Genomic DNA, 12,617 nt, shown 5'->3' with positions numbered 1-12,617 from the left:
ACACAATATCATATCGTTAATACATAATTACTTTAATATTTCGAATTAAGTTAATCTATCATTATCCAATTAATCAATCTATCAACAATTAATATTTTACCGATAACCAATCTATTATAATTATATTATCGATGTCTTATCTATTAATTCACATTAATCACTCTGAATATACTAATGTTATCTTATCTGTACGGATTAATATATCTAATAATTATTGTTAATTGAATACGATAATGTAACAATATATTATTTCATCTTCAATAACCAAGATTTTTTAATGTTAAAGTATTCAATTAGTCTAACGTTAATTTAAAAGTATACTAATGATAGATTAACATCCGTACAATATACACATAAAACATATGTATATTGTACGGATAAATTATTGTTTTTTATACACACTTTATATGTATAAAATAATCGTTTTCATATTTTGTGTGTATGATATACACACAAAATATATGTATATCATACTTATATTGTATGTAAAAATGAAGTAGGGGGGTAAAAAAAAACCACCTATGATGTGGTTTTTTGAAAGAGGGGGGTTATTTATTATTTCTCCAGTTATTTATCAAATATTCTTCTACTACTTTCTCAGGATTATGGAGTAGGGGGTTAACTTTAACTTCATCTACAATAACTGATAACAAAGAAGCCCATGTGAATTCAGTGTTTGAATCATTTTCATTTACAAATTTCATAAGCCTCTTCAGCTCTCTCATTTTTTGTTTATCTATGCCTTCCTCTAAAAAACCTCGAACAAAATCATCTACAATACCATAATCATTAATTGCATATTCAATGAGTGCTGCACTAGCTCGTGCCTTAAAACATCCTAATGAATATGCTAAATCTTCAATTAGATCATTTACCTCAGTTGTGACTCGAATTGTTATTCTCTCACATTCTCCAGCATCTGTTCTGCGGTTTATGGATGGATTCTGTCGATCTCCTCTATAGAAAGTATTATCTACAATTATATCTCTCTTTAAATACTTAGAAATGAGTCCAATAATTTCTTTGCTTCTAAGGGCCTCTTTGCATAAGTACTCCCCAATATCTTTTACCGGTGTGTCAGTTATATATGCAAGTCGATTTATCGCTGCTTTAACATCTAATAGAATCGTTGGTTTTATATTCTCCTTTTTATCACATCTTACTTTACGTTTCTTGGTTAGTTGCATATTACCACCCATTTCTAAATGTCTTCAATATGCCCAGTGGGCAAGATGTAATTCCATAGTATGTATATATCTCTTAGTGTATGAGTATAAAAGAGAATTTCTGTGGCCATAATTAGTAGTGAAAGGGGATTTACAATGGGTGAGGGAAACTCATAAACTCATTTGTTAGTTTTAATAATAGCTAGAAATTGATTACAACTCACAGTTCCCCATTACCCTGAGTAATAGAAGATATGAACTGATATCTCTTGCCCACTAGGCTACTGGGTAAAGGCTTTTATGGAAGTGAATACTGATAAGATTTAAAGATTAGTTTTACAAAGGAGAGAATAAATAATGGAAGCAAAGAAAAAAAGTCTGATTGATGGTGTACGTGCTCACACTAAAAAGTATGGGTTTCCAGTGCAAAAGAAAGAAGAAAATAAGAAGGAGAAAAAGGGGAGAAATAAGGATACAAAATAGTAATTTATATATCGTCTTTTTTTAGCAGCATGGAAAATTTAGAATGCTGTTTACATAACTCACACCCATTGGATTGAAAATAACTAGTCCTCCCTAAAAGCTCTGTTGAGTTCGATATTGGATTTTAATCCTTGCCCAGTGGGTTACTGGGCAAGAGATAAATCACTAATTTTTCTTATAGGGTATGGGATAAAATATGTACTTTAAAAGCCGTAGGGGATAGGTAGCTAGCCAATAGAAGAGGGAGAACTATTTACAACTTCTTCATTTTCAGTGGTAATAAATTCCGCTTTACTCTTACATAAAATTACTTTTACATGTATGATTGAAAAGTTTTACGCTACTTGTTTTGTTAGACGATAGGTTGTTAGTTATGATTGTTTTCCAGAGCGAATTCATTAGTCAATAATATAGTAACCCTCATTTAGATTTCTTTTAGAGAACGTTTGTAATACTAGAGGTGACAAGCAGCTACGCTTGAAAACTTACAAATTTGAAACAGAACAACGTTAAGTTGTCTTTTTATATTGGAGAGGGACTTTGTAGTAAGATTTGGGATGCAGAAATCATTTATGCTATAAACTGCTTCACCATTATAATGACTATAGGTTTGGCTTTCTTTATTCATTAAAAGACACCGTACACTCTAATGTACGGTGTCTTTTAATTATCTTTTTTTGGTTTGCTCATTTTACCAAAATGCATCATGGAACTAGTGTTTATCGAATCTAAACCTTTGCCCTTACTATCAGGTATTGTTTCGATATTCTTTGTTGACTCTTCATTCTGAACAGGGGAGGGTGTATTTTCGTTTGTGATTTTTATATCATTATCTAGCTTTTCTTTATCTGACAATGAAGGCCTAACTATAGAACGAGTAGATTCTGCTTCTACTCGTTCTATATTTTCAACTTTAACATTTTCTTCGATTGCAGTTAGTACTTGAGCCTTTGATACACTAGCCTGTTGGAAAGGAATACTATTAGGAATATTTATATTAAAATTCGGTACTTGTGCATTTACTCTATAATTTCTTGGCAATAAATCATCAATATCAGTCATCCCATACAACTGATAAAGTACAATCAATCCTAACATGCTAGCTCCGGATATATCTGACTGTTTATTAATAAAAGATAATAATTCATCATCTACAGTTCTATTTATATAGACCTGATAGCGATCCCCATGTTCATATTTGGTTGTTCTACGCTTAGACACTTATTGCCTCTAAGTAATTATTTTTCAACTCTTCAAAAGCAGGAGTAAGGGCAAATATCAGTAATCCTTCTGCAGTTGTAAATTTAGGATTTGAAGCAAATATTACCTTATCACTGTACTCCTCTAGTAACGGTAGTAAAGCATTTTTATATAAAATCGCGCCACCGCCGTACAATACAATACGTGCTCTTGAAGGCATTTTTTCATATATGCTCTTTAAGCTATCCGCAATAACAATCGCATCATCATTTAAATACATAGTAGAAAAATTTTGCAATTTCGCTGAGTTGAAGATTTCAGTGTTGCTATAAATTTCTGTGAACTGAGTTAATGAATTAATCTGATCTTGCTTTTGTAGTTTATTCCATTCAGTACGAATTTTACTAACCGATTCTTTTGTTCCTAACTCAAATCCTTCAGAGTTGCTGTAATCAAAATCAACACCCTTCATTACAGCACAATCTAAAGAGCCTGCTCCTATATCACCCAATAATAACTCTCTATCATCAAAAGTCACTTCAGTTATAGTACCTTCTGGATTTTCATCATTAATATCTTCAACAATTGTATATTGTTTCAAACTACCATCTTGATTATAAACTATTGCATAAGAGCCTACCGCACCTTCAGGTAAAGTCATTGCAAATTCAACAACAATGGTTACAGTTAATTCTTCTCCATTTGGGTAATGGAATTTCATTTCATGTGTTCCAATAAATCTTTCTGCATGCTTCTGGAAAGCTTCTTCATCAATTTGATTTAAAGGTAAAGCTAAATCTAAATCATAATGTGCTGTAATTGATTTACTTTCAGGATTATTTCTAACCGCATCTACTAACAATCCTGCAAGGACTGTTCTTGCTACAATTTCAGAAGTATGTTTTTGTGCATGTTTGGGAGTTTCTTTAGGTTTTGCACCCATATTTTTAAGCGTTCTTTTCCCAATATGGTAACGTTCATTAGTTTTTGCTAAAGCTTTGGAAGAAACAAAGGTAATATCTAAATGTTCATGAATATTTTTAGGTGTTACAACATCTGTAGCTAGGAAGTTACCCTTGCCATTTGCATTAATTACGATAAGTTCAGCAGTTGGGATGGCTAGTCCTTCATCTGCTCCCTCGAAATATACTTTGAGTTCACCGTTACCTCCGTCTACTCCAGCTTTTCTAACTACATTTTTAGTCTTCTTTTTTGTCATACAATCTCCACTCCTAATAATTGTCCTATTGAAACATGTGTTTCTAAGTAAATTATAAGGGTAAGTTTGCCATTCGTCAATATATTATACATACATTTTATACACACAAAATACACACAAAAATATAGACAATATACACACAATATACATATGCTGTTTGTATAATAAAGTGAGATTTATTATCTATAATCGATTTCTACTTTTAATCAGAGTTTGAATTTATCATATTTAGATATTAAAAGAGTCAGCGTTTTGTTCTTGTAAAAATGGAAAAATTGAAATTCATTTATAATGAATATGGGCTAAGTAATAACACTCCCAAAACATTCCCAATGAAGGGTGCCATTATACAGTGCTGCAAGCGCACTGTATAAGCACCTTACATCAGCGCCCTATGAAAATCAGAAACAATATTATTTTGTCAAGTCTTTTTAACTCGTCACTTGAACTCCGAACTTCATTACCCTAAAATCGGAGTTATAAGCAGAAGGGAGAAATTAAGGAATGGCACCCCCAACATATAAGAAATTAAGCAACAAGCAATTGGAAATATTGAGGTTCATCTTAAAGGTACGGATGGCTAAGATTCATCAAATACTTGGATATTTAAGACCAGAACTCAGAGGCAAGTCACGGCAAGATAAAGACTTCGAAAGTGGTCGTAAGGTTTTAAGTAAAACTCTAAAGCTATTACAAGACTCTGGCTATATAAAGCAGCATAGAGTTTCAGATTCTACAGAAGTGTATTACTACTTAACACAAGAAGGACAAACCGAAATTTATTCATTTATGGGGATTACCGAACTAGATAAGAACAAACATTCGGGATTTGATTTTGACTTAGGGTACTTTCCCTGGAGGGTTCCACCGTTAGAGAACATACATTCCCGTTTTCAAACTGAAATTCAATGTAGTATTTTGGCTCTTAATCGCCAGGTAGAGGACGCAGCAAATGAAAGGGATAATGAGCAATGGGTGTTTGGTGGTGTGAAGTTAACGAACATATGTTCTTTGCGTGATAATTTACATGCTTCCCCACGAAATTCAAAAATAAAAGAAAGTATGCAGTATAAGCCAGATGGTGAAATTTGTTTAAATCTATCTCGTTATGATGAAGAGGGTAAATTAATAGCAACACAAGGGGAACTATCTTATTACTTTATGGAGTATGACAGAAAGACAGAATATGGAGAAAGATTACTGGCTAAATTTAAACGATTAAACAGCCGTTTAAAGGAGCTGCGTTTAAACAATGAACTTCGGTATTATAAAGGAATGATTGTTGTGTTGGAAGATCCTCGTTATGATAACAATCAAAAGACAAATGACTTACAAGTGAATCTCCGTTATCTTAATTTCTTAAAGGCTTTCAAAACAGTATGTGGTGAATTTGTTGAAGACTTTAATATCATTGCTTCCACTCTAAGTAACCTTGAAAGCACAATTCTTTCATTAAGAATAGAATACAGTAAGGATTTTAAATATCCCTTAGTTGATTCATTCCGCTTCAAAGAACTACAACAATCATTTCTTTATTCCGATCCCTTGACTGATGGACTACTATTTGATTATTTCAAAACAACAAGTGATGTTCTCGGTCGTTTTACAAGCGACAGGAAGTATTACTGTGTATTCTTTAATATTGAAGGATTAAATACCCTTAAATGGAAAAAGTGCATTGAGGTTTTTAATCATTTACAAAAAGCTGCTGCAGATAAAAATGAAACATATATTGTTATTCCAATAGTCGTATTTAGAGAATTATTCTCTTATTCACCAGTATTAATAGACTCTTCATTAAAGATTGGTGAAGAATCACTTTTTTATGAAAGATTGTTCATGATGGATCTACGGATTAATAGACCTATTCTTTATAAAGACTTAGAACCAGTAGAATTTAAAGACTCAATATTTATTGTTAAGTAACATAAATAGCCTTGACTTTAGACATGAGAAACATATAATTGAGAGTAAGAAAAACAAATATTCGTTCGTTCGGAAGCACCGAACCTACGCCTTAAATTTATTTTAAGGTGTTAGGGTTCGGTGCTTTTTTGTTTTTCAAATAAAGAAGGGGGGATATGATGGGCTTCTTGCAAAAGAATGAGAAGCAACCGGTTGCAATTCAAAGTGATAGTGATTATGTAATCGAACGGGAAGGTTTCTTAAACTACCGCTTCGAAAAGGCAATTAAGAAAACGAAGCGAGAAGAATTTGTTAGGATGACCTTGAATTATCAAATTGTCTCACTGTTATCCTGGTTTAATATGGGTGTTTTACTACCAATAGCTATGTTCACATGGTTAATGAATTTATTTGGACTGTTTGAACTCGCCTTATTAAACCATCTATCCTGGTGGTTATTCATACCACTATGGTTCTTACCTTATTTCACATGGCATTACAGTACAATTTCAATTCCTCAGAAGAGTGGCCCAGTAATACTAAAAGATTGGTCAAAGACGAAAAAGGGAAGATGGAGAGCAACTATTTTTAATCTTGCTCCCTTTCATGTTCTTAGCTGGTGTGCATTTGCAAAGTATACAGTTGATTATTTTTTGGATTACTTAACGAGTGTTCGGATATTTGAACCTTACAAAGACATTATCATGACTGATGATTTAGACTCATTGATTCTTGTTCTTTTTGTAGTCCCAATCATATTCAGCGCGATTGCAGCATTTTTACAAGCACGAGACTACATGATAAATAAAGATTTACTTAAAACACACTTTATGACATGGGAAGCTCCTTATATCCGTAGATTCGCACATGAATACAAGCTGGATACATGTGATGTAATTGTAGGGTTTGAACTTGATACCAAAAAACCTATTATCATTAAAGAAAATGAACGTTTCTTACATGAAGCTATTATTGGGGCCACCGGTTCTGGTAAAACCTCAACAACATTACTATTACGTATTGCACAGGATATTTTAAAAATTGCCACTGGGCAGCGTGATATGGGTTTAATCTTTTTAGAACCAAAAGGTGATGGTGTGGATGACGTCTTAACTATCTGCAAGAAGCTTGGTGTACCTGATGAGAAAATAAAAGTAATTGATCCAACAAAATCATGGTCAATGAAGTACAACCCATTTAGTGGAACACGTGAGTCAGCCGCTTCAGGTTTTCAGGGTACATTAAACGCTTTAACTGGTGACCAAGATGAATTCTTTAAAGGACAACAAAACGAAGCAGCTAGTACCTATACATTGTTAGCTAAAATTCGATTTGGCACCACAACAAATATTCTTCATATCCAACAAATGTTTACTGACCCTCGCTATTTAGCTGATATTGTAGAATTCGTTCGTAAAACGATTGATTCCAAAAGAGAAGATCCTTCGTTAACAGGAAGCATGCGTGCAGAATTAAGTTCATTTGAACAAATCGTATCTTATTTTGAAAATGAAATACTAGACTATAAAACTTTTCGTGATAAAGAGGAAATTAAACAAGTCCTTTATCCCCCAAATCATAAATATGCTGGACGTCCTGTCGTTGAAAACAAGAAAGACAAATTTGTTACGGGTGCCAAAAAGTATTTAAATGAAATTGCTTTAAACTCAATGCTCAAAAGTTTATTTGTTTGCAATGACGGAGAAGAAGCATTTGATGCTGACAAGTTCCTTAGAGAAGGCGGTGTCGTATTAGTTAATACTGCACTAGGTGATTTAGATGAATTATCATTACTTTTTGGTCAGTTCTTTATACGTCAATTCCAAAGTGCTGTATTCCGCCGAGCGAAGGAATGTAAAGAGACGGGCATTCAACGTATTCCTATTATGTTCTATGTTGACGAATTCCCTCTATTTGCAAACGAAGCATTTGAACGCTTCTTAACGTTAGGTCGATCATATAAAGTCGGCGCAGTTATTGCTATGCAGTCAATTGCACAGTTAGATGCTGTAGGGCAATCTTATCGAAAATCGGTTATGGGTAACGCATCTCATAAAACAGTATTTGGCCGTGGACCAGTTGAAGATAATGAATACTTCTCTAAAGAATTTGGTGAACAGATTAATGTGATTGAATCGATGAATGAATCTGGATCACCGATGACAAGTGAAAAAACAACTTGGGGATATCGCTTAAATACACAAAAAGAACTTCAACCTCGTTTCTCAACAACTGATATAAGAGAGTTGCCGTTCAAGGAAATGATTGTACAAGTAGTTAATGAGCGAAATAGTATTGGTATCCCGAAACATGCTGTAGGGCAGTTCGTTCATGAATCAGCATTTATTAATCGATTCATGGATTTAACAGAAAGTGAAATTAAATCTACAGTAGAAAATGACTTTAATATCACTGATCACATTTCACAGGAAAAGCTAAATACTCTTACCAATAATGTAAAAGCCGGATATGAAACTCTAGAACCTTTATCATCTGATGAGATTCTAAATTTAACAGACTTCCATAGTGTTATTCCTGAAAAATTTATGGCGAATGTATCAGCAATTGGTGATTCGGTACAAAAGGAATTTGAACAAAATTCTATGAATGATGATGGTTTCATGTCACCACCATTACAGTCTCAAGCAGTTCCTATAATGAAGAATGAGGCGAAACATGATAATGTGATTCCTTTTCCAGTGGGAGAAGAACCAGTTGTAAGTGATAGAAAAGAAGACATTGGTATATCTATATACGGCGGTGAAGAACCAGTATCGGGTGAAGAAGCGATATTGCCTTTTGGATTTGAATTGCCGAAGGATGCTTCAAAACTACCAACCAATTTACTGTTTAATGAATCCGATTCCGCTTCAGAAAATGACTCGCTACAAAATACTGATAAGGATGATACAGCTGCATGGTTAAATCATATGGGTGTTAGCGATGATGATGTACCACCTGAAGATACATTGGAAAGTTTAGACTACATGGTGGAATTTCCTCCTGAAGATGTGGAGGTGCCTGTAATTTATGATGATGGGGTTCAACAAACTAATGACATAATTGAAACTGATGTAACTATGGTGGAACAACAAACTCAAAACAATTTTATCCCGCCTATGTTTGAACCACCTATGCTGGATGAAAAGAATAGGCAAAGCGAAAAATCTAACTACCGTATAGAAGAACAGCAAAAACAACCTCTAGAAAAATTTAATAATCAAATGAGCTTATTTACAGTTGAACCAGAAATAAAGAAAAGTAAACAACCTAGACAAAAAGCTGTTGAAAGCGTTAAATCAAATGAAAAAAACAACCATATTGAGTCCAAACAAAATGGAACTAACAAAAGGGAAGTTGTTATACCAGGGAATCATTCTGTTTCGGATGAGGTAATTGAGGAAGATATCTAATAAGGAGGACTTGAAATGCCCTTTTCACAAGAAAATTTAGTTGAAATACCTTTGTATGAAAATGCTTTAAAGGTATTAGAAAACCCTATGTATCAAAACATTCTAAAGGTAGCCAGTGGTAAAACTAAAAAAGGCTTAGTCTTTTTTGATTCAAATAGCAGTAGCATTGATGAAATTTTAAGAATTTGTGAGAAGTTAGAAGTACCATTGGAGAACATTAAGATCATTGACCCTACGAAAACATGGTCTATGAAGTTCAATCCATTCAATGTCCCTTATGAGACGGCCGCTTCTGATTTTATGAAAACGTTGATTGTTTTATCTAACAAACAAGATGCATTTTTTAGCGGTCAACAAAATCAGGCAGCTAAAAACTATATATTATTAGCTAAGAAACGTTTTGGAACCGATACAAACATCATTCACGTTCAACAAATGTTTTCAGAACCTCGTTATCTAGCTGATATTGTTGAATATGTTAGAAAAACTATTGATTCTAACGCAGAAGATGCTACTTTAAATACTTTTGACAACCTTAATTCAGATGAAAGTGAAAGTCTTATTGCGTACTTTGAAAATGAGGTACTGGATTATAAAGTAGTACGTGAAAAAGAAGCGGTTCAACCAATTCTATATGCAAACAATCATAAATACACTGGACGACAAGTAGTTGAAAATAGGATGGAAAGATATAATACTGGCATCAAAGCGTATTTAAATGAGGTTGCAATGGATTCAATGTTATCTAGTTTATTTGTCTGCAATAATAAGAAGGATGCATTCGATGCAGTACAATTTCTTAAAGACGGTGGTGTCTTATTATTAAATACCGCTACAAGTGAATCAAATAAGGTATCGCCTTTATTTGGTCAGTTCTTTTTAACTCATTTGCAAAGTGCTGTGTTCCGAAATGCTAAAGATTGTATAAAAGCATGTGTTTTACCAATCCCGCTATTGTTCTATACAGATAAGGTTGTATAACCGTCAAAAGTAGCATAAAAAACTTAAAGAATTACAAGTAAGGGAAAAATCAGGTTAGGTATTGCAAAAAATAACTTCACAGGTTATAGTAATTGTAATCTTGGTTAATAAACCTTTCAGAAGAACGTTCGGAAGCACCGAATCTTTCGTCTTATTTAGACGTGGATTTGGTGCTTTTTTTGTTTTTCTGATAGTTAAATTTTAAGGAGGAAATGAATATGACAATGTTAGAAGAACAATTAAAGGAAAAGCGAATGTATGCTGCAGCTGCTTTAAGAGATGCTCGCCGCTTCAAACGTTTCATTACTGTAACTAGTGTTGGTGTTGAAGAACTAGAAAGGGCTGGAACAAAAATTGAATGTTTAAAGGTATATTTTGATGGTGTTTATGGCTATATACCAAAAGATAAAATTGATGACTATGATTTCCGTTCACTATTCTCATTTGTAGACGGCGAGTTCCAAGTGACTGTAGAAGAGGTCATATCAGATGAGCATAACTCTTTCTTCATCGGAAACCGAAAAGCTGCTTTAGAAAAGCAAGCTGAAATGTTCTGGAATTCTGCGAAAGATGGCCAGTCAAAAGAAGGTCAAATTTATGATGCATTTGTCTCTGGTGTTGATAAAACGAATATATATCTAATTATCAATGGTGTAAGAACTCGAATGACAAAGGAAGAGTACTCTTACTCTTATCATAGTGACCTACGTGAAGTAATTGCAATTGGAGATCAAATTGAGATTCAAATTGTTACGATTAATGTTGAAGAGAAAAAATTAAAAGTCAGTCGTCGTGTTCTAGAAGCTGACCCTAAAACATTCTTATCTGAATACAAGGCTGGCGGAGTATATGCAGCTGAAGTTAATAACATTAATACAGATGTGGGTGGCGTTTTTGTTACTTTAAAACCGCGTGGAATCACTGCTCTCGCACAATTCCCTTCGATGCGAGTAGGGCAGCATATTAATGTAGGCGATAAGGTGAATTTCAAGGTAAGTCGTGTGGATCTACAAAGTGGGCATATTTATGGACATGTCGTTATCCCGAAGGTATCACAAATATCAAAGGCTCGTCGTTCTTAAAATGGCTGCACAAGATTTAAGTATTCAAAACTTTGTAGCAGGAGATGTAGAGGAACAAGCTCAATCACAAGCTGTTCCTCGCAATAAAATATCTCCTACATATGCAACGACTGTACCTTATAAGTCGCCTTCCTTACCACGCGATATATTACAATACCTACCACCTAACGGCAATCCTTTTAGTTTGTTTGGTGATCCATACGCCCTGCTATATTTTTTACCTGTAGAGTACAATGTCATTCGTAACAGTCAGTACTGGCTCCGTGGGAAAGAGGACGATAATAATTTCACTAACCACGAAATAGCATTATTAACCTTTCTTGCTCAACACCGTGTTGCAACACGATCACAAATACAAAGAGCCGTTTTTTCATCAAACGATTCAGACACAAAAATCAAAGAGTTTTTGAGAAAATGTTTGCGTCATGGAATAATTGTAGCTTTCAAATGGGTGTCACCATGCGAAAGTGAAAAAAGATTACCCCATTTATATGGACTATCTCCTGGAGGGGCGAAAGCGGCAAAGATTATTTTACCTAGAACATTTATACCGAGGTCTTTTCAGTTTCTTCCGATTGATTTTGTCCCAGGTAATGCACCTAGTATGACAGAATATTTTACTACCGCAATAGCCAATGAATTTTATTGTAAGTTGCGTGAATTGGACAGAGTGGTTGAATGGTCATCTCAAGAAAAATATGCATTACCCAATGGCCGAGACTTTAGACCACACTATTCAATTAAAACCATTAAAGATGCACAAGACTTTAAATACCTATGGTTAGAGGTTATTCGTCCCGTAAAGAATTGGTATTCTGATTGCATTGAGAGGTTTCAACAAATTCAATTAGCGTTTACTTCATTATCACCTGATGTTCGACCTGAATTAGTTATATTGCTAGTTGACGATGTTTCACGAATCCCTGATATAGCTGAACTTGCTGAACACTATATGCCAGATGGTAAGATCCGCTACACGACTGATGAAAGATTAATTCAGAAAAAAGATTCCGCTATCTTTTACACATATTTTGAAGCATCCGGTGTAAAGCTTACGAATATAAAATTCTTAACTCCTGAATGGAACGGTATGTCTGCTTCGGAATATCATAAGTCTTTTTATAATGAAGACCTGTTAATGGATGATGCGGACTACGATTATTAGGAG

At 34.0% G+C, this 12,617-nt stretch carries 9 protein-coding genes; 6 read left to right on the top strand and 3 right to left on the bottom strand.

The features are described 5' to 3' along the window. Positions 1 to 548 precede the first annotated feature (548 nt). Positions 549 to 1,187, bottom strand: a complete 639-nt coding sequence (locus ACOMCU_RS16015; protein WP_421050677.1) for a hypothetical protein — start codon at positions 1,185 to 1,187, stop codon at positions 549 to 551. Positions 1,188 to 1,523: 336 nt separating this feature from the next. On the opposite strand from ACOMCU_RS16015, the gene ACOMCU_RS16010 reads away from it, so the two are divergent. Then, positions 1,524 to 1,649 (top strand): hypothetical protein, encoded by a 126-nt coding sequence (locus ACOMCU_RS16010; RefSeq protein ID WP_421050675.1) that lies wholly within the window; start codon positions 1,524 to 1,526, stop codon positions 1,647 to 1,649. 663 nt (positions 1,650 to 2,312) lie between these two features. On the opposite strand, the gene ACOMCU_RS16005 is transcribed toward ACOMCU_RS16010, so the two are convergent. Both ACOMCU_RS16005 and ACOMCU_RS16000 read right to left on the bottom strand, forming a co-directional pair. Beyond that, positions 2,313 to 2,870 (bottom strand): hypothetical protein, encoded by a 558-nt coding sequence (locus ACOMCU_RS16005; RefSeq protein ID WP_421050674.1) that lies wholly within the window; start codon positions 2,868 to 2,870, stop codon positions 2,313 to 2,315. Continuing rightward, on the bottom strand, positions 2,863 to 4,068 hold the full coding sequence (locus ACOMCU_RS16000) for a hypothetical protein (protein ID WP_421050672.1): 1,206 nt from the start codon (positions 4,066 to 4,068) through the stop codon (positions 2,863 to 2,865). Before ACOMCU_RS16000 ends, ACOMCU_RS16005 begins: the two co-directional genes overlap by 8 nt. Before the next feature lie 504 nt (positions 4,069 to 4,572). Here ACOMCU_RS16000 and ACOMCU_RS15995 point away from each other — a divergent pair. The 5 genes from ACOMCU_RS15995 to ACOMCU_RS15975 all read left to right on the top strand — a co-directional run bounded on the left by ACOMCU_RS15995 (position 4,573) and on the right by ACOMCU_RS15975 (position 12,614). Beyond that, positions 4,573 to 5,994 carry a hypothetical protein gene (locus ACOMCU_RS15995; RefSeq protein ID WP_421050671.1) on the top strand — a complete coding sequence of 474 codons (1,422 nt, stop codon included), beginning with the start codon at positions 4,573 to 4,575 and terminating at the stop codon, positions 5,992 to 5,994. Positions 5,995 to 6,152: 158 nt separating this feature from the next. Next, positions 6,153 to 9,386 (top strand): type IV secretory system conjugative DNA transfer family protein, encoded by a 3,234-nt coding sequence (locus ACOMCU_RS15990; RefSeq protein WP_421050670.1) that lies wholly within the window; start codon positions 6,153 to 6,155, stop codon positions 9,384 to 9,386. A 15-nt stretch (positions 9,387 to 9,401) separates the two neighbouring features. Beyond that, entirely contained in the window at positions 9,402 to 10,367 is a 966-nt protein-coding gene (locus ACOMCU_RS15985; protein ID WP_421050668.1) for a hypothetical protein, read from the top strand. 218 nt (positions 10,368 to 10,585) lie between these two features. Beyond that, the gene (locus tag ACOMCU_RS15980) at positions 10,586 to 11,449 is read left to right on the top strand and encodes a hypothetical protein (protein ID WP_421050667.1); all 864 of its coding nucleotides are present in this window, start codon (positions 10,586 to 10,588) and stop codon (positions 11,447 to 11,449) included. Continuing rightward, entirely contained in the window at positions 11,394 to 12,614 is a 1,221-nt protein-coding gene (locus tag ACOMCU_RS15975; protein WP_421050666.1) for a replication-relaxation family protein, read from the top strand. Before ACOMCU_RS15980 ends, ACOMCU_RS15975 begins: the two co-directional genes overlap by 56 nt. The last annotated feature ends 3 nt before the right edge of the window (positions 12,615 to 12,617 follow it).

The sequence above is a fragment of the Lysinibacillus sp. UGB7 genome, from assembly GCF_049058285.1.
Lineage (GTDB): Bacteria > Bacillota > Bacilli > Bacillales_A > Planococcaceae > Lysinibacillus > Lysinibacillus sphaericus_B.
Note: the sequence above shows the minus strand (reverse complement) of the source record. Positions and strands in the feature narration are given on the sequence as shown.